The sequence below is a fragment of the Methylobacterium sp. Leaf113 genome (assembly GCF_001423325.1).
Lineage (GTDB): Bacteria > Pseudomonadota > Alphaproteobacteria > Rhizobiales > Beijerinckiaceae > Methylobacterium.
The window spans coordinates 20,754-44,319 of sequence record NZ_LMNJ01000002.1 but is presented as its reverse complement, the minus strand read 5'-3'; the positions used below and the strand labels follow the sequence as shown (position 1 = coordinate 44,319).

Below are 23,566 nucleotides of genomic sequence, written 5' to 3'. Positions count from 1 at the left end.
GGAGGCTTTGCCAAGAGGAGACATTGCCAAGAGGAGACATTGCCAATGCGGTGCGTCTCGCCATTTCAGGGTGAGCCGGACGGTGCGTCCGGCCGCGTGGAGGCGGGACGATGCGGTTTGAACTCTACAGGGATTCTGCCGGGGGCTGGCGCTGGCGCCTTCGGTCTCAGAACGGAAACGTCATCGCGGATTCGGCGGAAGCTTACGTCCGCCGGGAGGATTGCGAACACGGGATCGCGCTGGTCAAAGGCAGCGCCGAGGCCGCTGTCGTCGACATGACGCTCAAGATTGCCTGAGGGCGTCCGCGCCCAATGCTTCGCAAGCCTTCATTGACCATTACGGTCACGCTTGGGTGAGCCGAGGGAAACGCTTTCGGCGTTTGTGCGTTTTCTGCGTCCGGGCCTCGCGGACGAGCGGGCACGGAATGTCGAGTCTCGACAGATCCAGGGAGTTGAAAACGTGCTGAGGAAACTCGTGCTGGCCGCGCTGCTGGCCCTAGGCTTCGCTGCCACGGCGCCGCAGGGCGCTTCGGCCGCCCCCATCGGCCCCGCCCTCGCCCTCCAGAGCGAGGCTGCCCCGGCCGCCGTACAGACCGTGCAGTATTACGGTTACCGCCGCCGCTTCTATGGCCCGCGTCGCTTCTACGGCCCGCGCCCCTTCTACGGCCGCCGCTACTATGGCCCGCGCCGCTTCTACGGCCCGCGTCGTTTCTATGGTCCGCGCCGCTTTTACGGCCCGCGCCGCTTCTACTACTAAGCGTCCCGAACCGGTCCCCTTCGGGGACGTCTGATCTCTCGCGGCCCGGCCTTCGTGAATCGAAGGTCGGGTGTCGTCGTTTAGAGCACTAAAATTCGTATCTTCGGATGGGAAGTGGCGTCATCCTGCGCTAAACTGCCGAACTGGAGACGATCCGCATCAGACGGCATCGCTCCCGAGGGAACATGATGAACGCCATCGCCGCCCAGCGCGCCTCCGCGCGCCCGATCTGGGAGTCGATCCCCCTCGAACTCCTCGTCTCGATCACCGCCGTGATCCTTGCGGGCGCGCTCAAACTGGCCGACCTGATACCCTGAGGCGGCGAAGCGCAGGCCGGCGTCTCTCCCGAGGAACGCCGTGCGGGGCGGGATCGGCCGCCACGCGGGCTGGCCCCCGGAATGCAGGCGAAACGGCGCGCGATTGGGCGTGGACGTAGGCGTGGACGTAGGAATGAGTGGGATCATGGCGGAAACCGAGGCGGTGCGGCTCCCGAGCGGCGACCTGACGGTGCGCACCATCGCGATGCCGGCGGACACCAACGCCAACGGAGACATCTTCGGCGGCTGGGTAATGTCGCAGATGGATCAGGCCGGGGGCATCGCGGCCGTCGAGCGCTCGCAGGGGCGGGCGGTCACCGTCGCGGTCGATGCCATGACCTTCATCCGCCCGGTGCGGGTGGGCGACGTGCTCTGCGTCTACACCCGGATCGCGCGCGTCGGGCGCAGCTCGATGAAGATCGAGGTTCAGGCCTGGGCCCGGCGCTTTCGCACGCAGTTGCGCGAACAGGTCACCGAGGCGACCTTCACCTTCGTGGCGATCGACGACGAGGGCCGGCCGCGTCCGCTCGAAACCGCCTGACCGAGCGCGGCGACGGTCGGACCGCGCCTCACGCGTTCGGGGCCGCCACTTTCTGGCGCAGGCCGGAAATCACCGCTTTGAGGATGTCGGCATCGGAATCGTTGCTGCCCATGCAGCGGACGGATTCGATGCGCTCATGCACGAAGGACAGCTTGGCGATCACCGCCGGCGTCAGCTTGAACGGGAACAGGGCCGGCTGGCCCATGCTGCGGCTGAGGGAATTCACCGCGTAGGTCAGGGGCAGCCAGGCCTCGACGATGCGGCTGAAATCCGTGGTCCGGTACGGGTCGAAATCGATCACCACCGGCTCGGCCGGGCCGTGGCGCAGGCGTGGGCGCACGCGCATCTCGAAGGTGCTGGCGGTCTCCAGGGTGTCGACGATGTGGAGGTACTGCGCCCAGGTCTCGGCGAAATCCTCCCACGGATGGGCCGTGGCGTAGGCGCTGACGTAGCCTTCCTCCCAGTCCGCCGGCGCTCCGTGCGCATAATGACGCTGCAGCGCCCCCGAGTAGTTCAGCCGCTCGTCGCCGAACAGCGACCGGAAGGTCCACAGGCTCTGGTCGAAGCGAACCAGCACATTCCAGAAATAATGCCCGATCTCATGGCGGAAATGCCCGAGGAGCGTGCGGTAATACTCACCGAACAGCATCCGCCGGCGCTCCCGCTCGACATCGTCGGCCTCCGCGATGTTGAGGGTGATGAGGCCGCTGCGATGCCCGGTGAGGACGGGCGGTCCGATCTGGTAGCTCTCCGAGGGATCGACCAGGAAGTCGAAGGCGAGGCCGGTGGTGGGGTTCTCGTCGCGGGTCATCAGCGGCAGGTCGAGCCGCAGGAGCGAGTAGAACAGCCGGTGCTTGGCCGCCTCGATCTGGCGCCAGCGGGTCAGGTTCCAGGCGATCGAGAGATCCGGCACGACATGGTTGTGCCGGCAGGTGATGCAGTAGCGGTTCGGCGAATCCTCCGGCACCAGCCAGTTGCAGGCGTCGTGATCGGCGTTGGCGCAGAAGCGGTAGCGGCGTCCGGGATTGGCATAGGCGTGCCACAGGCCGCCCACAGGCTCCAGGGCCGACATCTCGTGGATCTCGCAGGCATAGCCCAGCCGGCGCTCGCAGCTCTCGCAATGGGTGCTCTCGAAGCTGATCGGCTGGTCACAGGCCTGGCACTGGAAGATTTTCATGGATTCGTCGCGAAACGCCTTTCCTGTCTGTCGATCACGCGTCGCATGCCGCCCGTGAAGGAACCCTCATAGCCTATTCGCGTGCGGCAGGGGGGCAAAGCATGGGCCGAGGCCGAAGTTCCTGTCCCCCGCACCGCATCGGGACTGCCGGCCGACCCGCCGGGGCAGGATGCCGGCAGCATACGGGAACACACACGAAGCGCCTGCGGTGCACGAAACTTGCTAGTCGATGGCGCCCGTACACGTCCTGGCTGCTTCCGGCCCGCCGGCGGCGGGCGCGGCGGGCGGGTCGCCCCGAAGGCTTGCAGCCCGGCGGGCCATCGCTCCGAAGGCCATCGCGTGCGGGTCGCCGTTCGCGTATGTCTCTGGTGAAGCTTCTTCCGGGTCACCGCAGGGTGGTGCCCCGTTTCTCCGCCGCCGGTGCGTGCCCCGCACATGTCCGGCGCCCTGTCCAGATACAGCGGGAGCCCCCGTGTCGATCAAAGCCGCCCTGCACCACGTCACCCACTACACCTACGATCGGCCGATCGCGCTCGGACCGCAGGTGATCCGCCTGCGCCCGGCGCCGCACACGCGCACCGCCGTGCCGGCCTATTCGCTCAAGGTCCTGCCCGAGAACCACTTCATCAACTGGCAGCAGGACCCGAACGGCAACTGGCTCGCCCGGCTGATCTTCCCGGAGAAGACGACCGAGCTGAAGATCGAGGTCGACCTCACCGCCGACATGTCGGTGATCAACCCGTTCGACTTCTTCGTCGAGGATTACGCCCAGGCCCGCGGCTTCACCTATGCGGACGACCTCACCGCCGAGCTGAAGCCCTACCTCGTCCTCGACGACGCCATGGCGCCGGAGGTCGACGCGTTCCTGGAGCGCCTGCCGGCCGAGCCCAACACGGTGCTGTTCCTGGTGGCGCTCAACGCCCAGGTGGCGGGCGAGATCACCTACGGCGTCCGCATGGAACCCGGCGTGCAGAGTGCCGCCGAGACCCTGACGCTCAAGAGCGGCTCCTGCCGCGACTCGGCCTGGCTGATGGTGCAGATCCTGCGCCGCATCGGCCTGGCCGCCCGCTTCGTCTCGGGCTACCTGATCCAGCTCGTGCCCGACACCACGGCGGTCGACGGCCCGGCCGGCACCACCACCGACTTCACCGACCTGCACGCCTGGGCCGAGGTCTACCTGCCCGGCGCCGGGTGGATCGGGCTCGACGCCACTTCGGGCCTCCTCTGCGGCGAGGGGCACATCCCCCTGGCGGCCACCCCGCACTACGCCTCGGCGGCCCCGATTTCGGGCCTCGCCGAGCCGGCGAAGGTCGAGTTCGGCTTCGAGATGTCGGTGACCCGCGTGGCCGAGGCGCCGCGCATCACCAAGCCGTTCTCCGAGGAGGTCTGGTCCGCCATGGACGCGCTCGGCGAGCGCATCGACGCCGATCTCGCCGCGCAGGACGTCCGCCTGACCATGGGCGGCGAGCCGACCTTCGTCTCCATCGACGACTTCGAATCGGCCGAATGGAACGCGGCCGCGGTCGGCCCGACCAAGCGCGGCCTCGCCGACAAGCTGATCCGGCGCCTGCGCACCCGCTTCGCCCCCGGCGGCATGCTGCATTACGGCCAGGGCAAGTGGTATCCGGGCGAGAGCCTGCCGCGCTGGGCCTTCGCCCTGTACTGGCGCCGGGACGGCGTGCCGGTCTGGACCGATGCCGACCTGATCGCCGCCGAGGACGGCCCGCGCGACGCGACCATCCACAAGGCCAAGGACCTGATCGACGGAGTTGCCAAGCGCCTCGGCCTCGGCGCCTACGTGTTCCCGGCCTTCGAGGACCCGGTCTACTGGACCGAGAAGCGCGACGAGCTGCCCGTCAACGTCACCACCGCCGAGCCGCATTACCCCAACCCCGAGACCAATGCCCGCATGGCCCGGGTGTTCGAGCGGGGACTGGGCGAGGCCGCCGGCTACGCCCTGCCGCTGGCCAGCCTGCCCACCGGCAAGGATGGGGATTCCGACCGGCTGTGGATCTCCGAGCCCTGGGAGTTCCGCCGCGGCCACGCCTTCCTGACGCCGGGGGACTCGCCCGTGGGCTATCGCCTGCCGCTCTCCGCGCTGCCCCACGTGCCGCAGGAGCACTATCCCTACTACCAGCCGCAGGACACGCTCGAGGAGCGCGATGCGCTGCCCGAGGGCCATCCTGGGCCCGAAGGTCATCCCGGGCCCGAGACCGTCAACGGCTCCGGCGTCACCGGCGTGGCCGTGCGGACCGCCTTCGCGGTGGAGCCGCGCGACGGCATCCTGCACGTCTTCATGCCGCCGCTGCAGCGGGTCGACGAGTACCTGGAACTGCTCGGCCACCTGGAGGGTGCCGCCGCCGCGTTGAAGCAGACCCTGCACATCGAGGGCTACGAGCCGCCCTTCGACCCGCGCCTGAACGTCATCAAGGTCACGCCCGACCCCGGCGTGATCGAGGTCAACGTGCATCCCGCCCCGACCTGGCGCGACGCGGTGCGGATCACCACCGACCTCTACGAGGATGCCCGCCAGATCCGTCTCGGCGCCCAGAAGTTCATGACCGACGGGCGCCACACCGGCACCGGCGGCGGCAACCACGTGGTGCTGGGCGGCGCGACCCCCAACGATTCGCCGTTCCTGCGCCGGCCCGACCTGCTGAAGAGCCTGGTGCTGTACTGGCAGCGCCACCCGGCCATGTCCTACCTGTTCTCAGGCCTCTACATCGGCCCGACGAGCCAGGCGCCGCGCATGGACGAGGCGCGCCATGACGGGCTCTACGAGCTCGAGATCGCGATGGCGCAGGTGCCCAAGCCCGACGAGCCCAACATCCCGCGCTGGCTCGTCGACCGCATCTTCCGCAACATCCTGGTGGACGTGACCGGCAACACCCACCGGTCCGAGATCTGCATCGACAAGCTCTACTCGCCGGACGGCCCCACCGGCCGCCTGGGCCTGCTCGAGTTCCGCTCCTTCGAGATGCCGCCGGACCCGCGCATGAGCCTGGCGCAGCAGCTCCTCCTGCGCGCCATCGTGGCCTGGCTCTGGCGCGAGCCGCAGGCCGGCGGCTGTGTCCGCTGGGGCACGGGCCTGCATGATCGCTTCATGCTGCCCCACTTCTTGTGGGCCGACTTCCTCGGCGTGCTGGAAGACTTGCGGGCAGCCGGCTACGACTTCGACCCGGCGGCTTTTGTTGCGCAGCGCGAGTTCCGCTTCCCGGTGTTCGGGACGGTGGAGCAGGGCGGCGTCAAGCTGGAGCTGCGCCAGGCCCTCGAACCCTGGCACGTGCTGGGCGAGGAGGGCGCGATCGGGGGCACCGTGCGGTACGTGGATTCGTCGGTGGAGCGGCTGCAGGTGAAGGTCGAGGGCTATGTCCCCGGCCGGCACATCATCGCCTGCAACGGCCGGCGCCTGCCGATGACCGGCACCGGGACCTCGGGCGAGGCGGTGGCGGGCCTGCGCTTCAAGGCGTGGCAGCCGGCCTCCTCGCTGCATCCGACGATCCCCGCGCACTCGCCGCTCACCATCGACATCCTCGATGCCTGGAGCGGCCGGTCGCTCGGGGGCTGCCGTTACCATGTCAGCCATCCGGGCGGGCGCAACTACGAGACCTTCCCGGTCAACACCTACGAGGCGGAGGGGCGTCGCCTCGCCCGCTTCCAGGCCCACGGCCACACCCCGGGCAAGATCGCGATGCCGCCGGAGGAGACCAACCGCGAGTTCCCGATGACGCTCGACCTGCGCATGCCGGCCCCGCCGGGCGTCACGCCCCGATGAGCGAGGCGGCTACGGCGGAGAGACAGGGACGGGCCGAGCGCCTCGCGCGCTGGACCTCCGCCTATCGGCCGCAGCCGGGCGTGCCGGACGAGTTCATGGACCGCGATGGCCGGCCGAAGGGGGCTTGGCTACGCTTCCTCGACCGGCTCGGCGACCTCGACGAACTGGAGATCGGCGCGCGCTTCGTCTCGGCGGTGCGCCGTATCCGCGACACCGGCATCTCGTACCGGATCTACGGCGACAAGCGCGAGCACGCCTGGCCGCTCGGATCGCTGCCGCTGGTCATCGAGCAGGGGGACTGGGAGGCCCTGAGCGCCGGCATCGTCGAGCGCGCCGGTCTGATGGAATCGATCCTTTCGGACCTCTACGGCGCGGGCCGGCTCGTCGCCGGCGGCCTGCTGCCGGCCGCCGTGGTGGCGGGCAGCCCCGAATTCATGCGGCCGCTCGTCGGCGTCACGCCGCCGGGCGGGCGCTACCTCAAGCTCTACGCCGCCGACGTCACCCGCGGGCCGGACGGACGCTGGCGCATCCTGGCCGACCGGACGCAATCGCCCTCCGGCCCCGGCTACGCGCTGGAGAACCGCCTCGTCCTGACGCGGGCCTTCCCGGACCTCCACGCCGATCTCCGGGTCGAGCGTCTCGCGGCCTTCTTCCAGGCGTTTCGCGATGGCCTCGCGGTGGGGGCCGAGCGCAGCGACCCGCGCATCTGCCTCCTCACCTCCGGGGTGTTCAGCTCGACCTACGTCGAGCAGGCCGCGCTCGCGCGCTATCTCGGCCTGCTGCTGGTGGAGGGCGACGACCTCGTGATGCAGGACGGCGCCCTGCATGTCCGCACCGTCTCGGGCCTCAAACGCGCCGACGTGCTGTGGCGCCGGATCGATTCGGACTACATCGACCCCCTCGAACTGAACCCGGGCTCCCGCCTCGGCGTGCCCGGCCTCGTGGAGGCCCTGCGCAACGGCAGTCTCGTGGTCGGCAACATGCCGGGCTCCGGCATCCTCGAATCCGGCGCGCTCGCCGCCTACCTGCCCGGCATCGCCCGACATGTCCTCGGCCGCGACCTGCAGATCGCCGGGCCGCGAACCTGGTGGTGCGGCGACCCGGATGCCCTGGCGCAGGTGCGCGACAACCTCGACGGGCTGAGCCTGCGCCCAGTGGCCACCCCGCCGAAGGGCGCGGTGCGCGACGCGATCCTGGCCCCGCACGCCCTCGATGCCGAGCGCGACCGGCTGCTCGCGGCCCTGCGCGACCGGCCCTTCGACTACGTGGCCCAGGAGACCATGCCGCTCGCCACCATGCCGGGCTGGGACCGGAGCGGCGGCGGTCTCAGGCTGGTGCCGCGCCCCTTCGTGCTGCGCGTCTTCGCGGCGGCGACTCCGGACGGCTGGCGCGTGATGCCGGGCGGCTTCTGCCGCATCTCGGAGCGGCCGGAGGTCGAGCCCCTGGAGATGCGCGCCGGGATCAAGTCGGCCGATGTCTGGGTGCTGTCGCGCGATCCGGTCGATACGGCGACGCTGATCCAGCCGGGCCCCGCCCGGGTGCGCCGCATCGCCGGCCACCTGCCGTCGCGGGCCGCCGACAACCTGTTCTGGTTCGGGCGCTACGTCGAGCGGGCCGAGGCGGTGATCCGCCTCGTCGTCGCCCATCTGGGCAGCGTCGGCTCCGCCGTCATCGCCGACATGGCGGGCGACGCCAAGGCCCCGACGGCCCTGCGCATCCGGGCGCTGCTCGACGAGTGGGGTGCCATCGAGGCCCCGAACCTGCCCACCGCCGCCCTGGCCCAGCAGGCGCTGAGCGGCCCGGACGCCTACGGCTCGGCCCTGCGCCACAGCCTGTCGGCCCGGGCCAACGCCGCAACCTTGCGCGAACGCCTGTCGGGCGAGGCCTGGCGGGCCCTCGCCGATCTCAAGGACCTGCTGGAGATCGACGCGGGCCACGTCCTGTCGGAAGCGGAACTGCTCAGCCTCGCCGAGCGGGCGCTCAGCCACATCGCGGCCCTATCGGGTCTGGCGCAGGAGAACATGAACCGCACCGCCGGCTGGCACTTCGTCGATCTCGGCCGCCGCATCGAGCGGGCGATCAACACCTGCGCCTTCGCGACGCGCTTTGCCGGCGACGAGGCCACGGCGGAGGATCTCGGCGTGATGCTGTCCCTGTGCGATTCACACGTCTCGTTCGGCGCCCGGTACCTTCAGGGCGTAGCCCTGGACCCGGTGCGCGACATGGTGCTGCTCGATCCGTTCAATCCGCGCTCGGTGGCCTTCCAGGTCGAGGCGATCGTCCGGCATCTCGGGGAGTTGCCGGTCCTACGGGTCGACGGGCTGCCCGAGCCGCAGCAGCGCCTCGCCGCCAGGCTCGCTGCCGAGTTCGCCACCGGCGAGGCGGCGGAGTTCGACGGCGCGGCCTTGACCCGACTCGAGAACGCGGTCGAGGGCCTCGCCGACGCCATCGCCACCCGCTACTTCCCCAACGGGCCGCACGCCCTGCGCCCCGAGAAGCTGGTGGGGCTCGCGTGATCTATACGCTGCGCCACCTCACCACCTACCGCTATGCCCGCCCGGTCCGCTTCGCCCGCTGCGCCCTGCGCCTGCGCCCGCGCGACGGCGAGGGCCAGACGGTGCTGGAGAGCAGCCTGACGATCGCGCCCGATCCGCGCACGCGGGTGGTGCGGCGCGACTATTTCGGCCTCGACGTGACCGTGGTGACGATCGACGCGCCCCATACCGAACTGCGGGTCGAGGCGCTGTCGCGGGTGCGCGTCGAGCGCGCGCCGCTGCCCGCCCCCGAATCCGGCCGCGCCTGGGAGCAGGTGCGCGACGAGTCCGTCACCGGACGCCGCCTCGGTCCCGACGAGCCCGTGCATTTCCAGTTCCCGAGCGTCCGCGTACCCCTGGTGCCGGCTGTGACGGACTATGCCCGCGTCAGCTTCCCGCCCGGCCGCAGCGCCTACGGGGGCGCCGTCGATCTCATGCAGCGCATCCGGGCGGATTTCCGGTTCGACGCGAAGGCGACCACGGTCCACACGCCCCTCGCCGAGGCCTTCGCCCTCAGGGCCGGCGTCTGCCAGGACTTCACCCACATCATGATCGCGGGCCTGCGCGGGCTCGGCCTGCCGGCCGCCTATGTCAGCGGCTACCTGCGGACGATCCCGCCGGTCGGGCGCCCGCGCCTGCGCGGCGCCGATGCGAGCCACGCCTGGGTCTCGGTCTGGTGCGGCGACAGCTGGATCGGCCTCGATCCCACCAACGGCATCGGCATGTGCGACGATCACATCGTGGTGGCGCGCGGGCGCGACTACACTGATGTCTCACCCATCGACGGCATCGTCTCCTCGTCCGGTCCGCAGAAGCTCAAGGTCGAGGTCGACGTGGTGCCGGACGGCGAGCCGATGCCCGAGGCCGCCGCCGCGCCCCGGACCGTCTCGGCCTGAGCCGGTCCCCGGCGCACGCCTCGCAAGAATTTCGCACCGGTCAGGCCGACTTCGCCGTGAACAGCCGGAACGCCTCCAGGGTTTCGGCGCTGACATGGTGCTCGATGCCCTCGGCGTCGCGGCGCGCGATCTCGGGGCTGACCCCGAGAGCGCACAGGAACTGCTCGACGATGCGGTGGCGCTCGCGGCTCTGCACGGCCAGGGCCTGACCCGCCTCCGTCAGGAACACACCGCGATAGGGGCGCTGCTGCACCAGGCCGTCCTCGGCCAAACGCTTGAGCATCTTGGCCACTGTGGGCTGGGCCACTCCGAGGCGGGCGGCGATGTCGACCTGACGCGCCTCGCCGCCATCGCCGATCAGGTCGGCGATCAGCTCGACGTAATCCTCCACCAGTTCGAGCCGGCGCGCCTCGCGGGCCTGCCGGAAGCTCTCCACGTGGACGTCGGGATCGACGAGGGCCGTATCGGGGGCGGGGGCGGTCGAATCCTGCATCTGGCCGGCGAACTCCCCCGAATTCAGGCGCCCGGGATAGGCGCCCGAGCCGGGTTGTACCGAAGCGATGTCCCTGATGGGAGCCCCCAGGCGTCCGAAAGCCGCCTTAACCGCGCAGGTCGGCCACAAAATCCCGCGTGAACCGCGGCAGGTCGGCCAGCGAGCGCACGCAGATGGTGAGGTCGCGCAGGGCCCAGGCATCCTCGAGCGGAACGATGGCCAGCGGCATCGTGCGGGCGGCCCGCGCCGCCGTGGTCTCCGGCACGATGCCGAGCCCGACGCCGCAGGCGACGAGCCGGCAGATCGCGTCGAAGCTGCGCAACTGCACCCGCAGCCGCATGGGCGGGCGCCCCGTGCGCGCCGCCTTGTCGGCGAGGAACCGGGTCAGCGCGCTGGTGCGGTCGAGCCCCACCAGGGGATGCTCCATCACCTCCGCGAAGGCGACCGCGTCCCGCGCCGCCAGGGAATGGTCGGCAGCCGCCACCATGACGAAGCGGTCCTGGCGGAACGGGTAGGTCTCCAGCGCGCCAGTATCCACCGTGCCGGCGACGATGCCGAGATCGGCCGAGCCCTCGGCCACCAGCCCGACGATCTCGTCCGAGGTCCGCTCCTCGATATCGACGCTGACCCCCGTCCGGCGGGCCAGGAACGCGCTCAGAACCTCGGGCAGGAATTCGGTCAGCGCATTGGTGTTCGAGACCAGCCGGATCTGCCCCACCGTGCCGCCGGAGAACGCCGCCAGGTCCTCCTGCATCCGGTCGATCCGCTCCAGGAGCCCGCGCGCATGGGCGAGCAGGCTGCGCCCCGCCGGGGTCGGGACGACGCCCTGGCGCCCGCGCGTCAGGAGGGCCGCCCCCAGGGTCTCCTCCATGGCGCGAATCCGCACCGAGGCGGCGGCCAGCGCGAGATTGGCCCGGGCCGCGCCGTGGGTGATCGATCCCGCCTCGACCACGTGGCGGAACAGGCCGAGATCGACGAGGTCGAACCGCATCATCGCATCCGCATACCCGTGCGCAGAGCCCTGTGCCGCATGGCCCTGTACCGCATGGTCTCGTTCGCCCTGGTCCTGGTCCCCATGCTGGTCCTGATCTCCATGCCGGTTCTGATCTCCATGCTGGTTCTGATCATCATGGCCTCGAACATTATGGCCCAGCCTCATCGTCGCGTCAGGACTTCCTTAACCGTACGCGCGCATCGTGCCCGCATGGTGGTCCGTCGTCGTGTCCGTGCTGTTCTGATGCCCCTCGGCCTCTACGCCGTGTCGGGCCTCGTCGTGGGCTTCTTCGTGCATCAGGCCGAGAGCGGGAATCGCGGCCTCGAGGCCAAGCGCGCCCTCAAGGTCCAGGCCCGGGCCCTGAACCAGGAACTGAACGCCGCGAAGGCCGACCGGGCGATCTGGGAGCATCGGGTGGCCCTGCTGCGCAGCGATCAGATCGACCGCGACCTCCTGGAGGAGCGCGCCCGGGTCATGCTCGGCCGTGTCCATGCCAACGACGTGGTCATCATCGATCCCTGACCCCCGCGGCGACACGGGACAGCGCGGCGAAACCATCCCGGCCCCGCCTGACAACTTCCCGGTTCTGTCGGGATGCCGGCCTCGCTTTCCCGAAGGGCGTGTCCTAGAACCCCGATGAGAACAGATGTTCCCCGGGGAGTCCGCCGATGGTTGCCGCGAAGGATGCAGGCCGAGCCGCCTCCGACACACGTCCGCCGGAGAGCAGCGAACCTGCGAAGGCGGGCCAGTCCGGCGGGGCCGCGAGCCCGGCCGAGATCCATGCCCCGGCTGCGAATTCCCCCCAGTTCACCCGCGAGGAAGACCTCCACGCCTATCACGAGATGCTGCTGATCCGGCGCTTCGAGGAGAAGGCCGGCCAGCTCTACGGCATGGGCCTGATCGGCGGGTTCTGCCACCTCTATATCGGTCAGGAAGCGGTCGTGATCGGCATGCAGATGGCCTCGGTCGACGGCGACCAGGTCATCACCGGCTATCGCGACCACGGCCACATGCTGGCCTGCGGCATGGACCCGAAGGGGGTCATGGCCGAGCTGACCGGCCGGCGCGGCGGCTACAGCCGCGGCAAGGGCGGCTCGATGCACATGTTCTCCCGCGAGAAGCAGTTCTTCGGCGGCCACGGCATCGTCGGCGCCCAGGTCTCCCTCGGGACCGGTCTCGCCTTCGCCGACGCCTACAAGAAGAACGGCAATGTCAGCCTGACCTACATGGGCGACGGCGCGGCCAACCAGGGCCAGGTCTACGAGAGCTTCAACATGGCGCAGCTGTGGAAGCTGCCCGTGGTCTACGTGATCGAGAACAACCGCTACGCCATGGGCACGTCGGTGGCCCGGGCCTCGGCCCAGACCGACTTCTCGCGGCGCGGCATTTCCTTCGGCATTCCCGGCGAGCAGGTCGACGGCATGGACGTCCGCACCGTGCGCGAGGCCGCCGCCCGGGCGATCGAGCACGCCCGTTCGGGCGAGGGTCCCTACATTCTCGAGATGCAGACCTACCGCTATCGCGGCCACTCGATGTCCGATCCGGCCAAGTACCGGACCAAGGACGAGGTCTCGAAGATGCGCGAGGAGCACGACCCCATCGAGATGGTGCGCAAGCGCCTGATCGAGATGCACGGGGTGCCGGAAGCCGACCTCAAGGCCACGGACGCCAAGGTGCGCGAGACCGTCAACGAATCCGCCGAGTTCGCCACGCACGATCCCGAGCCGGACCCCTCCGAGCTGTGGACCGACATCCTGCTGGAAGCCCGCGCCTGAGACCCATCACGTGTCGGAGACGGGGGCCGCGTCCCGCATGCGCGGCCGCGCCCCTGCCTCCGAAGGGCTGACCGCCTCATCCTCGATCGACGAGCATTCCATGGCGACCGACATCCTGATGCCCGCCCTGTCTCCCACGATGGAGGAGGGCAAGCTGTCCAAGTGGCTCAAGAACGAGGGCGACGCGGTCAAATCCGGCGACGTGCTCGCCGAGATCGAGACCGACAAGGCGACGATGGAGGTCGAGGCCATCGACGAAGGCATTCTGGCCAAGATCCTGATCGCGGAAGGCACCGAGGGCGTGAAGGTCAACACGCCGATCGCCGTCATCGCCGCCGAGGGCGAGGACGTCTCGGCCGCGGCGGCGGGTGGCGGCGCCCCGAAGGCCGATGCCCCGGCACAGGCGGCGCCTGCACCCGACATGCAGGCGGAGGGCCAGGCCGAGAGGCCGGCGCCGAGCGCCAAGACCGCTGACGATGCGCCCAAGGCCCCGGCCGCCCCCGCCACCATCACCAACAAGGCGCCCGCGCCCGTGATGGCGGAATTCCCCGAGGGCACCGAGATGGTGACCACGACCGTCCGCGAGGCCCTGCGCGACGCCATGGCGGAGGAGATGCGCCGCGACGACGCCGTCTTCGTGATGGGCGAGGAGGTCGCCGAGTACCAGGGCGCCTACAAGATCACGCAGGGGCTGCTGCAGGAGTTCGGCGCCCGCCGCGTGGTCGACACCCCGATCACCGAGCACGGCTTCGCCGGCATCGGCGTCGGCGCCGCCTTCACGGGTCTGCGGCCGATCGTCGAATTCATGACCTTCAATTTCGCCATGCAGGCGATCGACCACATCATCAACTCGGCGGCCAAGACCCTCTACATGTCCGGCGGCCAGCTCGGCTGCCCCATCGTGTTCCGCGGCCCAAATGGCGCGGCGGCCCGCGTTGGCGCCCAGCACAGCCACGACTACTCGGCCTGGTACTCCAACGTCCCCGGCCTCAAGGTGATCGCGCCCTACACCGCGTCCGACGCCAAGGGGCTGCTCAAAGCCGCGATCCGCGACCCGAACCCGATCATCTTCCTGGAAAACGAGATCCTGTACGGCCAGAGCTTCCCGGTGCCGAAGCTCGACGATTTCGTCCTGCCGATCGGCAAGGCCCGGGTCCACCGCACCGGCAAGGACGTGACCATCGTGTCGTTCTCGATCGGCATGACCTACGCCCTGAAGGCGGCGCAGGCGCTGGCCGAGGAGGGCATCGAGGCGGAGGTGATCGACCTTCGGACGCTTCGCCCGATGGACACCGAGACGGTGGTGGCATCGGTCAAGAAGACCGGCCGCTGCGTCACCGTGGAGGAGGGTTTCCCGCAATCGGGCATCGGCGCCGAGATCTCGGCCCGCCTGATGGTCGATGCCTTCGACTACCTCGACGCCCCGGTCCTGCGCGTCACCGGCAAGGACGTGCCGATGCCCTACGCCGCCAACCTCGAGAAGCTTGCGCTGCCCAACGTCGCCGAGGTGATCGAGGCGGTGAAGGCTGTCTGCTACCGCTGAGGGCGTTGCGCGTTCCCCTCCAACTCTTCCCGATCCGGGGAGAGACCGGAGACGAGATGATGACCCAGAAATTCGAAGAACTTTCCGCTCCGCCGGATGCCATCGAGAACGGTGGCATCGAAGTGTTGCGGGCCAGCGTCGTCGACGGCGCGGTCAGCATCGCGCTGCGGCGCTCCTTCGACGATCCGGCGACCTGGGGCCGCCTGCTGGCCGACCTCGCCCGGCAGGCGGCGCGGGTCTACGCGCTGGAGACCGAGATGTCCGAGGACGAGGCTTTCGCCCGCATCGGCGCCGGCTTCGAAGCCGAAAGCCTCGACCCCGACGCACCGATTCTGAACTGACCGCCGCCCTTCGACGCCGCCCGCCACCGACCGCTGACGCTCAGGATCTTCACCCCATGCCCATCAACGTCCTGATGCCCGCCCTGTCGCCCACGATGGAGAAGGGCACCCTCGCCAAGTGGCTCAAGAAGGAGGGCGACGCGATCAAGTCCGGCGACGTGCTCGCCGAGATCGAGACCGACAAGGCGACGATGGAGGTCGAGGCCATCGACGAGGGCATCCTGGCCAAGATCCTGGTGGCGGAGGGCACCGCCGACGTGCCGGTTAACGACCTGATCGCCATCATCGCGACGGATGGCGAGGACCCCGCCGGCGTGCAGGCCTCCGGCGGCGGCGGGGCGGCTGAAGGTTCGCAGGCCGAATCCGCGAAAACGGATGCCGCCGCGAATGCGACGCCCGGCGGCGGCACGATGGCGTATGCCCGCGTCAACGAGGCGCCAGACGGCGCCCAGCCTCGCGACGCCAAGCCCGAGGGTGGCAACACGGGGGGCAACACGGGGGGCGCGACGTCCGAGAGCGGGCGCGTCTTCGCCTCGCCGCTGGCCCGCCGGATCGCCAAGCAGGAGGGCGTCGATCTCGGCGCGGTGACGGGCTCCGGTCCGCGCGGGCGGGTGATCGAGCGCGACGTCCGCGCGGTGCTCGCCGCAGGCACCGGCAAACCAGCCGAGGCTGCCCCGAAGGCGGTCGACACGCCGAAGGCCGCCGCCGCGCCGGCCGCCCCGGCGCCCGCCAAGGCGGCGGCACCGGTCGGCCTCACCGTCGATCAGGTCCGCGGCTTCTACCCGAAGGGCACCTTCGAGGAGGTGCCGCTGGACGGGATGCGCAAGACCATCGCCAAGCGCCTGACCGAGGCGATGCAGGTGGCGCCGCACTTCTACCTCACGGTGGATTGCGAACTCGACGCCCTGATGGCCCTGCGCGAGCAGCTGAACAGCAGCGCGGGCAAGACCAAGGACGGCAAGCCGCTGTTCAAGCTCTCGGTCAACGACTTCGTCATCAAGGCGATGGGCCTCGCCCTCATGCGGGTTCCGGCCGCCAACGCGGTCTGGGCCGAGGACCGCATCCTGCGCTTCGACAATGCCGAGGTCGGCGTCGCGGTGGCGATCGACGGCGGGTTGTTCACGCCGGTGATCCGCCGGGCCGACCAGAAGACGCTCTCCACCATCTCCAACGAGATGAAGGATTTCGCCGCCCGGGCGCGGGCCAAGAAGCTGAAGCCCGAGGAATACCAGGGCGGCGTCACCTCCGTGTCCAACCTCGGCATGTTCGGCATCAAGCACTTCACCGCGGTGATCAATCCGCCGCAATCCTCGATCCTCGCGGTGGGGGCCGGCGAGAAGCGCATCGTGGTGCGCGACGGCGCCCCGGCCGTGGCGCAGGTGATGACCGCGACCCTCTCCTGCGACCACCGCGTCCTCGACGGTGCGCTGGGTGCCGAGCTGATCTCGGCGTTCAAGGCCCTGATCGAGAACCCGATGGGGATGCTGGTCTGAGCAATCGAACAGGCCCTCCTCCCCCTTGTGGGGAGGAGTTGGAGGTGGGGGTGGTTGGGCGCCCCTCAGGGTGCGGAGGCCAGCGCAGCCACCCCCACCCTTGATCCCTCCCCACAAGGGGGAGGGAGCGCACACAAGGATGGGGTCGCGAGAGGATCGAGGTCGATGCCCTGGAAGGAACCGGCCGATCGATCGGCGTCACCCCGCGCCCTCGTTCATGCGAAGATCCTGCGCCGAACTCAGACCGATGCGGAGAAGCGGCTGTGGCGACATCTGAGAGATCGACTCCCGGTCGACGGTTCGCACTTTCGGCGCCAAGTTGCGCTGGGTCCGTACGTGGCCGACTTCTGCTGCCTGTCGGCACGATTGATCGTTGAAATCGACGGAAGCCAGCATGGCCTCGATCGGGCCGTCCGCTACGACGCGACTCGCACGACCGCGCTCGAGCAACAGGGCTTCCGCGTGCTTCGGTTCACGAACGCCGATGTAATGCAGAGGATCGACAGCGTCCTGGACACGATCCTCGCGGCCATCACCGCAGACCCATCCGACACCCGCCAGAACGGCGGAGCCACCCTCAACCCCGGCCCCTCCCCAAGCGGGAGAGGCGAGCAGGAGCCCGCACATGGCCGACACCTATGACATCCTCATCATCGGCGCCGGCCCCGGCGGCTACGTGGCGGCGATCCGGGCGGCGCAGCTCGGGTTCAAGACGGCGGTAATCGACCGCGAGCATCTCGGCGGCATCTGCCTGAACTGGGGCTGCATCCCGACGAAGGCCCTGCTGCGCTCGGCCGAGATCTACCACTACATGCAGCACGCCGCCGATTACGGGCTGTCGGCCGAGAAGGTCGGGTTCGACACGGCCGCGATCGTCAAGCGCTCGCGCGGAGTCTCGACGCGGCTCAACGGCGGCGTCGGCATGCTGCTGAAGAAGAACAAGGTCGACGTGATCTGGGGCGAGGCCACCGTGACGGCCGCCGCCAAGGGCAACCAGCCCGGCCAGGTCACCGTCAAGGAGACCACCCGCGCCCCGGCCCCGAAGGGCGCGCTGGCGGCCGGCTCGTATTCCGCCAAGCACATCATCGTCGCCACCGGCGCGCGGCCCCGCGCGATCCCCGGGATCGAGCCGGACAAGAAGCAGATCTGGACCTACTACGAGGCCATGGTGCCCGAGACCATGCCGAAGAGCCTGCTGGTGATGGGCTCCGGCGCCATCGGCATCGAATTCGCCTCGTTCTACCGCACCATGGGCGCCGAGGTGACGGTGATCGAGCTGCTGCCGCAGATCCTCCCCGTCGAGGATGCGGAGATTGCAGGCCTCGCCCGCAAGCGCTTCGAGAAGCAGGGCATCAAGATCCTCACCGGCGCCAAGGTGACGAAGGTGGAGAAATCCGCCGACGCCGTGACGGCGACGATCGAGACGGGGGACGGCAAGTCCCAGCAACTGACGGCGGAGAAGCTGATTTCGGCGGTGGGCGTCGTCGGCAACATCGAGGGCATCGGCCTCGAAGCGCTCGGCGTCACCATCGAGCGCGGCATCGTGGTGACCGACGGGCTCGGCCGCACCAACGTGCCGGGCCTCTACGCCATCGGCGACGTCGCCGGCCCGCCGATGCTCGCCCACAAGGCCGAGCACGAGGGCGTGCTGTGCGTCGAAACGATCAAGGGCCTGCATACCCACGCCATGGACAAGGCCAAGATACCCGGCTGCACCTATTGCCAGCCTCAGATCGCCTCTGTGGGCCTGACCGAGGCCAAGGCGAAGGAGCAGGGTTTCGCCGTCAAAGTCGGCCGCTTCCCGTTCGCGGGCAACGGCAAGGCCATCGCGCTCGGCGAACCGGACGGCCTGGTGAAGACCATCTTCGACGCCAAGACCGGCCAGCTCCTCGGCGCCCACATGGTCGGCGCCGAAGTCACCGAGCTGATCCAGGGCTACGTCGTCGCCATGAACCTGGAGACCACCGAGGAAGACCTGATGCACACGGTCTTCCCGCACCCGACGCTCAGCGAGATGATGCACGAGAGCGTGCTCGATGCGTACGGGAAGGTGATCCACAGCTAGGGCGACGGACCGGATCACCCAAACAGAACCCCGCCGGAACGCTCTGTTCCGACGGGGGAATCACCCTCTGGTTGTGGTGCGATCGGCGATCAGACGTGGGCCGACGCCCGCCACGTCGAGAGGAAGTGGGCATTCACCCGTGCGGAGTGGCGTGGTCCCGCGTCTAACGCTCCGCGCGCCAGTGTGACGGCTGCGGCGCCGAGAACGGCGAGGCTTCCGCCGAGCGGAGCGGCGATGACGGCTTCGAGAAGGCCGTGCGACCACATCAGCGCAGAGCCGCCCAGAGCACCCAGAAGCGCGACAGGAATGAATCCAACGATCATGATCTTGCCTCCGTGGTTCGTATCAGGCCAACGCCCGGACACGGAGCTTGTTGCACGTGGGCGTTGCGTTTTCGGCGGACCTGACGACGCAGATCCGGGCCGGCCTCGGCGCACGGCTTGGGCAGCGCACCCGCCCGCGACCTGCCGCGGTTAAAAATCCATGGCGGCCGCCGCCGCGAACGCCGCGACCGCCGCGACCGCCCGCGCGCCAAGGCTCGGGTCAGGCGGCGTCCGGCATCTGCCCGAGCAGCTTGTCGAGGGTGATCGGGTAGCTCCGCACCCGTACGCCGGTGGCGTTGTAGACCGCGTTGGCCACCGCCGCGCCGACGCCGCAGATGCCGAGTTCGCCGACGCCCTTGGCCTTCATCGGCGAGGATTGCGGATCGACCTCGTCGAGGAAGATCACCTCCTGATGCGGGATGTCGGCATGCACCGGCACTTCGTATCCGGCCAGATCGTGATTGACGAAGAAGCCCCGCTTGGTGTCGACCGCGAGTTCCTCCATCAGGGCGGCGCCAACCCCCATGGTCATGCCGCCGATGACCTGGCTGCGCGCCGATTTCGGATTGAGGATGCGGCCGGCCGCGCACACCGCCAGCATGCGCCGGACCCGGATCTCCGCCGTGTCGACGTCGACGCCGACCTCGACGAAGTGGCCCGCGAAGGTCGATTGCTGCTGCTTCTTGGCGAGATCGCCGTACTCGATCGAATCCTCGGCCACGAGTTCGCCGTCGCTGGCTGCCTTCGCCAGCGCTTCGGTCCGGTTGCCCGAGCGGACCTCGCCGTCGGCGAAGGCGGCATCGGCCGAGTTGAAGCCGAGGCGCTGGGCCACCGCCTCGCGCAGCTTCACGCAGGCCGCGTAGACGCCCGCCGTCGAATTGTTGGCGCCGAACTGACCGCCGGAGCCGGCCGAGACCGGGAAATCCGAGTCGCCGAGGCGCACCACCACCTTGTCGAGGGCAACGCCCATCATCTCCGCCGCCGTCTGGGCGATGATGGTGTAGCTGCCGGTGCCGATATCGGTCATGTCGGTCTCGACCGTGACCACGCCGTCGCGGCCGAGCCGGACGCGCGCGCCCGATTTCATCAGCAGGTTGTTGCGGAAGCCGGCGGCCATGCCGATGCCCACGAGCCAGCGCCCGTCCCGAACCTGTCCCGGCTTCGGGTTACGCTTCGACCAGCCGAAAGCCTCCGCCCCGCGCTCGAGGCAGCCAACGAGATTCCGGTGCGAGAACGGACGCTCCGGGTGGCCCGGATCGACCTGGGTGTCGTTGCGGATGCGGAAGGCCACCGGGTCCATGCCCAGCTTCTCCGCCATCTCGTCCATGGCGACCTCCAGGGCCATCAAGCCAGGCCCCTCGCCGGGCGCCCGCATCGAATTGCCTTCCGGCAGATCGAGATGCGCGAGCTTCATGCCCGTCAGGCGGTTGGCGCCTGCATACAGGAGCTTGGTCTGATCGACCGCCGTCTCGGGCTTGCCCTGCGGGAGGTTGCCCGAGGTGCTCTCGTGCGCGATGGCGGTGATCCTGCCGTCCGGAGTCGCGCCGATGCGGATGCGCTGGATGGTCGCCGGACGGTGCGTGGTGTTGTTGGCCACCAGCGGGCGCGTCAGCGCGACCTTGACCGGGCGGCCGGCGGCCTTGGCGGCCAGGGCCGCCACGACTGCGTCGGAGCGTACGAACAGCTTCCCGCCGAATCCGCCGCCGATATAGGGCGAGTCGATCCGCACGGATTCCGCCGGGATGTTCAGGATCTTGGCGATGCTGCCCTTGGTCCAGGCGATCATCTGGTTGGAGGTCCACAGGGTGAGCTTCTCGCCCTCCCAGGCCGCGATGGTGGCGTGCGGCTCCATCATGGCGTGGCTCTCGTCGGGCGTCGTGTAGGTCTCGTCGAACGTGACGGGGGCCTTCGCGAAAGCGCCCTCGAAATCACCCGCCCGGTCCTCGCCGCCGCTGCTGCTGCCCTCACCGCTGTCGCCCGGGACCGGCTTGGCCGAGGGCGCCACCGCAGCGAGGTCGAACTGGCCGGCCTCGCGGGCATAATCGACCTTGACCAGGAAGGCGGCGGCCCGTGCCTGCTCGAAGGTCTCGGCCACCACCACGGCGATCGCCTGATGGTAGTGCTGAATCTCCGCGCCGCCGAAGAGGTTCGCGGCGTTCATCTTGCCGAGGCCGAGCTTCGGCATGTCGAGGGTGGTCACGATGGCGACGACGCCGGGCGCGCGCTTGGCGGCCGCGGTGTCGATGGCGCGCACCCGCCCCTTGGCGATGCCGGCGCCGAGCACGTAGCCATAGGCCTGGTTCGCCGCGACGTCGTGGCGCTCATAGGCATAGGCTGCCGTACCGGTGGTCTTGTACTTGCCGTCGATGCGGTCGGTGGCCTTGCCGACGAGCTTGAGCTGGTCGATCGGGTTCTGGCCCGCGGGGGTGTCGAACTTCATGGCTCTAGGCCCTCGCTTCGGTCAGCGCCGCCGAGAGGGTGCGCTCGGCCAAGGTCAGCTTGTAGGCATTGTCGTGAGTGGGTTTGGCCCCGTCGAAGGCCCGGGCGGTCACCGCCTTGGCACCGCGCGCCATCTCGCCCTCGGCGGCTTCCACTCGCCACGGCTTGTGCGCCACGCCGCCGAAGGCCGCCCGGCCGGAGCCGTCTGGCTGCACCACCGCCGCCACCGACACCAGAGCGTAGGCATAGGAGGCCCGGTCGCGGACCTTGCGGTAGATATGGGCGCCGCCGAGGGGCTTGGGCAGCGTCACCGCGGTGATCAGCTCGCCCGGTGCCAGCGTGGTGTCGACCTCCGGCCGGTCGCCCGGCAGGCGGTGGAACTCGGCCATCGGTATGGTGCGCGTCGCGCCTTTGGCGTTCACGGTCTCGATGGTGGCGTCGAGCACCCGCATGGCCACCGCCATGTCGCCCGGATGGGTGGCGATGCAGGCCTCGCTCGCGCCGATCACGGCGAGCTGGCGCGAGACACCGTCCAGGGCCGAGCAGCCCGAGCCCGGCTGGCGCTTGTTGCAGGCCTGGGCCGTGTCGTAAAAATACGGACAGCGGGTGCGCTGCAAGAGGTTGCCGGCCGTGGTCGCCTTGTTGCGGAGCTGGCCCGACGCGCCGGCCAGCAGCGCCCGGCTCAGCACGGCGTAGTCCTTGCGCACCCGGGCATCGGAGGCGAGATCGGTGTTGCGCACCAGGGCGCCGACGCGAAGACCGCCCTCGGGAGTGGGCTCGATCTGATCCATGCCGAGGCCGTTGACGTCCACAAGATGGGTCGGGGTCTCGATCTGCAGCTTCATCAGATCGAGGAGGTTGGTGCCGCCGGCAATGAACTTGGCGTTCGGGTTGCGGGCAACGGCGGCGGCCGCCTCGGCGGCGGAGGCCGGGCGCTCGTACGTGAAGGACTTCATGCCTGCTTCCCCGCGACTTCGGTCATCGCTTCGACGATGTTGGAATAGGCGCCGCAGCGGCAGATGTTGCCGCTCATGCGCTCGCGGATCTCGGCGCCGGTGACCTGCATCGGTGCGTTCAGATCGGCGGTGACGTGGCTCGGGATGCCGGCCTTGATCTCAGCGAGCACCGCCACGCCGGAGCAGATCTGGCCCGGCGTGCAGTAGCCGCACTGGTAGCCGTCATGCTTGATGAAGGCGGCCTGCATCGGGTGCAGGGCGTCTGGCTGGCCCAGACCCTCGATGGTGGTGATCTCCGAGCCCTGATGCATGACCGCGAGGGTCAGGCAGGAATTGATGCGTCGGCCGTCGACGATCATGGTGCAGGCGCCGCACTGGCCGTGGTCGCAGCCTTTCTTCGAACCGGTCAGGTGCAGGTGCTCGCGCGCGGCGTCGAGCAGGCTGGTGCGGGTGTCGAGGTCCAGATCCCGGCGCTGGCCGTTCACCGTCAGCGAGACCTTCGCCATCACCGGCTTGTCCGGGCCGGACAAGAGACCGGCCTTGGGACCGGCCTCGGGGCGGGATTCGGCACCGGCCCGGGACGGCACCGCCGCCAGGGCTGCACAGGCCGTCGCACCGGCCATCACATCGCGTCGACTCACGTCATTCTCTCCAGCACTGGCCTTCTCTCGGAAACTGGCCTTCTCTCCGGAACTGGCCTTCTCTTGGAGACTAGACTTTTCTCCACGACTCGACATGGCGATCTCTGCATCTGTTGGAGAATGGAGCTGACGGCGGGGCGCCCGAAACGAGGATGTCGCAAGACCAACGCAGCCTGACAGTGGGACCGGATGCCGGCCTCGGACGATCCATCCCGGCGCGGAGCCGCATCCCGAAATGGCGTGTCGGACGTGAACGCAGAACTCGTCGTCTTGGTCCCTGGAATTTCTCTAGACTGCCCGCTCCGGCGGAACGATGTGCTCGCTCGCACACGCCTGTGCCTCACCCGGATGCGGCCGATTCTCGCGCTAACCATCCACCGCCGCGACCGAGGGGTCTCCGGGAACCATCGAGGCCCCGCAGCGCTTCGGCCTTCCGAAGAGCGCGAGCCGGGGCTCCCTTGAGCCATCTCGTCGCGGACGGACACGTGCCCTAGCTCTCCGCCAGGG

The 23,566-nt window shown here is 69.4% G+C and carries 21 protein-coding genes; 14 read left to right on the top strand and 7 right to left on the bottom strand.

What is annotated here, in order from left to right; genetic code table 11:
• Positions 1-110: 110 nt before the first annotated feature.
• The 4 genes from ASF60_RS03030 (at position 111) to ASF60_RS03020 (ending at position 1,614) form a co-directional block, all read left to right on the top strand.
• Positions 111-296 (top strand): YegP family protein, encoded by a 186-nt coding sequence (locus tag ASF60_RS03030; protein ID WP_056180205.1) that lies wholly within the window; start codon positions 111-113, stop codon positions 294-296.
• A 163-nt stretch (positions 297-459) separates the two neighbouring features.
• The gene (locus ASF60_RS03025) at positions 460-756 is read left to right on the top strand and encodes a hypothetical protein (protein WP_056180201.1); all 297 of its coding nucleotides are present in this window, start codon (positions 460-462) and stop codon (positions 754-756) included.
• Between the two features lie 185 nt (positions 757-941).
• Positions 942-1,073, top strand: a complete 132-nt coding sequence (locus tag ASF60_RS25955) for a hypothetical protein (protein ID WP_274533538.1) — start codon at positions 942-944, stop codon at positions 1,071-1,073.
• A 145-nt stretch (positions 1,074-1,218) separates the two neighbouring features.
• Positions 1,219-1,614, top strand: coding sequence for an acyl-CoA thioesterase (locus ASF60_RS03020; protein WP_056180198.1), 396 nt, complete (start codon positions 1,219-1,221; stop codon positions 1,612-1,614).
• Between the two features lie 28 nt (positions 1,615-1,642).
• Here ASF60_RS03020 and ASF60_RS03015 read toward each other — a convergent pair whose 3' ends face one another.
• Complete coding sequence (locus tag ASF60_RS03015; RefSeq protein ID WP_056180195.1) at positions 1,643-2,791, bottom strand: zinc-binding metallopeptidase family protein; 1,149 nt, start codon at positions 2,789-2,791, stop codon at positions 1,643-1,645.
• Positions 2,792-3,263: 472 nt separating this feature from the next.
• On the opposite strand from ASF60_RS03015, the gene ASF60_RS03010 reads away from it, so the two are divergent.
• The 3 genes from ASF60_RS03010 to ASF60_RS03000 are packed head-to-tail and all read left to right on the top strand — an operon-like array spanning position 3,264 to position 9,996.
• The gene (locus ASF60_RS03010; RefSeq protein ID WP_082507713.1) at positions 3,264-6,566 is read left to right on the top strand and encodes a transglutaminase family protein; all 3,303 of its coding nucleotides are present in this window, start codon (positions 3,264-3,266) and stop codon (positions 6,564-6,566) included.
• Entirely contained in the window at positions 6,563-9,082 is a 2,520-nt protein-coding gene (locus tag ASF60_RS03005; protein ID WP_056180189.1) for a circularly permuted type 2 ATP-grasp protein, read from the top strand. Before ASF60_RS03010 ends, ASF60_RS03005 begins: the two co-directional genes overlap by 4 nt.
• Entirely contained in the window at positions 9,079-9,996 is a 918-nt protein-coding gene (locus ASF60_RS03000; RefSeq protein ID WP_056180186.1) for a transglutaminase family protein, read from the top strand. Before ASF60_RS03005 ends, ASF60_RS03000 begins: the two co-directional genes overlap by 4 nt.
• A gap of 40 nt (positions 9,997-10,036) precedes the next feature.
• Here the strand turns inward: ASF60_RS03000 and mntR are convergent, their stop codons facing one another.
• Both mntR and ASF60_RS02990 read right to left on the bottom strand, forming a co-directional pair.
• On the bottom strand, positions 10,037-10,489 hold the full coding sequence (mntR, locus tag ASF60_RS02995) for a manganese-binding transcriptional regulator MntR (RefSeq protein ID WP_056180515.1): 453 nt from the start codon (positions 10,487-10,489) through the stop codon (positions 10,037-10,039).
• Between the two features lie 106 nt (positions 10,490-10,595).
• Positions 10,596-11,483, bottom strand: coding sequence for a LysR family transcriptional regulator (locus ASF60_RS02990; RefSeq protein WP_244476787.1), 888 nt, complete (start codon positions 11,481-11,483; stop codon positions 10,596-10,598).
• Positions 11,484-11,693: 210 nt separating this feature from the next.
• Here ASF60_RS02990 and ASF60_RS02985 point away from each other — a divergent pair, with 210 nt between their 5' ends.
• The 7 genes from ASF60_RS02985 to lpdA all read left to right on the top strand — a co-directional run bounded on the left by ASF60_RS02985 (position 11,694) and on the right by lpdA (position 18,700).
• A complete protein-coding gene (locus tag ASF60_RS02985) occupies positions 11,694-12,005 on the top strand; it encodes an FtsB family cell division protein (protein ID WP_055953008.1) in 312 nt (103 codons plus the stop codon).
• A 146-nt stretch (positions 12,006-12,151) separates the two neighbouring features.
• Positions 12,152-13,258 carry a pyruvate dehydrogenase (acetyl-transferring) E1 component subunit alpha gene (gene pdhA, locus ASF60_RS02980; protein ID WP_056180180.1) on the top strand — a complete coding sequence of 369 codons (1,107 nt, stop codon included), beginning with the start codon at positions 12,152-12,154 and terminating at the stop codon, positions 13,256-13,258.
• 100 nt (positions 13,259-13,358) lie between these two features.
• Positions 13,359-14,801, top strand: coding sequence for a pyruvate dehydrogenase complex E1 component subunit beta (locus tag ASF60_RS02975; protein WP_056180512.1), 1,443 nt, complete (start codon positions 13,359-13,361; stop codon positions 14,799-14,801).
• A gap of 59 nt (positions 14,802-14,860) precedes the next feature.
• Positions 14,861-15,142 (top strand): DUF5076 domain-containing protein, encoded by a 282-nt coding sequence (locus ASF60_RS02970; protein WP_056180508.1) that lies wholly within the window; start codon positions 14,861-14,863, stop codon positions 15,140-15,142.
• Positions 15,143-15,198: 56 nt separating this feature from the next.
• On the top strand, positions 15,199-16,635 hold the full coding sequence (locus tag ASF60_RS02965; RefSeq protein ID WP_056180177.1) for a pyruvate dehydrogenase complex dihydrolipoamide acetyltransferase: 1,437 nt from the start codon (positions 15,199-15,201) through the stop codon (positions 16,633-16,635).
• 165 nt (positions 16,636-16,800) lie between these two features.
• Complete coding sequence (locus ASF60_RS02960; protein WP_082507712.1) at positions 16,801-17,277, top strand: endonuclease domain-containing protein; 477 nt, start codon at positions 16,801-16,803, stop codon at positions 17,275-17,277.
• Positions 17,261-18,700 carry a dihydrolipoyl dehydrogenase gene (gene lpdA / locus ASF60_RS02955; RefSeq protein ID WP_056180175.1) on the top strand — a complete coding sequence of 480 codons (1,440 nt, stop codon included), beginning with the start codon at positions 17,261-17,263 and terminating at the stop codon, positions 18,698-18,700. The genes ASF60_RS02960 and lpdA overlap by 17 nt, the downstream gene beginning before the upstream one ends.
• An 89-nt stretch (positions 18,701-18,789) precedes the next feature.
• Here the strand turns inward: lpdA and ASF60_RS24220 are convergent, their stop codons facing one another.
• From ASF60_RS24220 to paoA, 4 genes are all read right to left on the bottom strand, one after another.
• Positions 18,790-19,023 carry a hypothetical protein gene (locus ASF60_RS24220; protein WP_156633795.1) on the bottom strand — a complete coding sequence of 78 codons (234 nt, stop codon included), beginning with the start codon at positions 19,021-19,023 and terminating at the stop codon, positions 18,790-18,792.
• A 220-nt stretch (positions 19,024-19,243) separates the two neighbouring features.
• Positions 19,244-21,463, bottom strand: coding sequence for an aldehyde oxidoreductase molybdenum-binding subunit PaoC (gene paoC / locus ASF60_RS02950; RefSeq protein WP_056180172.1), 2,220 nt, complete (start codon positions 21,461-21,463; stop codon positions 19,244-19,246).
• A gap of 4 nt (positions 21,464-21,467) precedes the next feature.
• Positions 21,468-22,418 carry an FAD binding domain-containing protein gene (locus tag ASF60_RS02945; RefSeq protein ID WP_056180169.1) on the bottom strand — a complete coding sequence of 317 codons (951 nt, stop codon included), beginning with the start codon at positions 22,416-22,418 and terminating at the stop codon, positions 21,468-21,470.
• Positions 22,415-23,041 (bottom strand): aldehyde dehydrogenase iron-sulfur subunit PaoA, encoded by a 627-nt coding sequence (gene paoA, locus ASF60_RS02940; RefSeq protein WP_056180166.1) that lies wholly within the window; start codon positions 23,039-23,041, stop codon positions 22,415-22,417. Before paoA ends, ASF60_RS02945 begins: the two co-directional genes overlap by 4 nt.
• Positions 23,042-23,566: the final 525 nt, after the last annotated feature.

Coding starts and splice junctions, on each gene's coding strand:
- ASF60_RS02985 (WP_055953008.1), top strand. CDS start 11,694: ATGGTGGTCCGTCGTCGTGTCCGTGCTGTTCTGATGCCCCTCGGCCTC.
- paoC (WP_056180172.1), bottom strand. CDS start 21,463: ATGAAGTTCGACACCCCCGCGGGCCAGAACCCGATCGACCAGCTCAAG.
- lpdA (WP_056180175.1), top strand. CDS start 17,261: ATGGCCGACACCTATGACATCCTCATCATCGGCGCCGGCCCCGGCGGC.
- ASF60_RS02965 (WP_056180177.1), top strand. CDS start 15,199: ATGCCCATCAACGTCCTGATGCCCGCCCTGTCGCCCACGATGGAGAAG.
- ASF60_RS03005 (WP_056180189.1), top strand. CDS start 6,563: ATGAGCGAGGCGGCTACGGCGGAGAGACAGGGACGGGCCGAGCGCCTC.
- ASF60_RS02945 (WP_056180169.1), bottom strand. CDS start 22,418: ATGAAGTCCTTCACGTACGAGCGCCCGGCCTCCGCCGCCGAGGCGGCC.
- ASF60_RS02970 (WP_056180508.1), top strand. CDS start 14,861: ATGACCCAGAAATTCGAAGAACTTTCCGCTCCGCCGGATGCCATCGAG.
- ASF60_RS03015 (WP_056180195.1), bottom strand. CDS start 2,791: ATGAAAATCTTCCAGTGCCAGGCCTGTGACCAGCCGATCAGCTTCGAG.
- mntR (WP_056180515.1), bottom strand. CDS start 10,489: ATGCAGGATTCGACCGCCCCCGCCCCCGATACGGCCCTCGTCGATCCC.
- pdhA (WP_056180180.1), top strand. CDS start 12,152: ATGGTTGCCGCGAAGGATGCAGGCCGAGCCGCCTCCGACACACGTCCG.
- ASF60_RS02975 (WP_056180512.1), top strand. CDS start 13,359: ATGGCGACCGACATCCTGATGCCCGCCCTGTCTCCCACGATGGAGGAG.
- ASF60_RS03020 (WP_056180198.1), top strand. CDS start 1,219: ATGGCGGAAACCGAGGCGGTGCGGCTCCCGAGCGGCGACCTGACGGTG.
- ASF60_RS24220 (WP_156633795.1), bottom strand. CDS start 19,023: ATGATCGTTGGATTCATTCCTGTCGCGCTTCTGGGTGCTCTGGGCGGC.
- ASF60_RS02990 (WP_244476787.1), bottom strand. CDS start 11,483: ATGATGCGGTTCGACCTCGTCGATCTCGGCCTGTTCCGCCACGTGGTC.
- ASF60_RS03030 (WP_056180205.1), top strand. CDS start 111: ATGCGGTTTGAACTCTACAGGGATTCTGCCGGGGGCTGGCGCTGGCGC.
- paoA (WP_056180166.1), bottom strand. CDS start 23,041: ATGGCCGGTGCGACGGCCTGTGCAGCCCTGGCGGCGGTGCCGTCCCGG.
- ASF60_RS02960 (WP_082507712.1), top strand. CDS start 16,801: ATGCCCTGGAAGGAACCGGCCGATCGATCGGCGTCACCCCGCGCCCTC.
- ASF60_RS25955 (WP_274533538.1), top strand. CDS start 942: ATGATGAACGCCATCGCCGCCCAGCGCGCCTCCGCGCGCCCGATCTGG.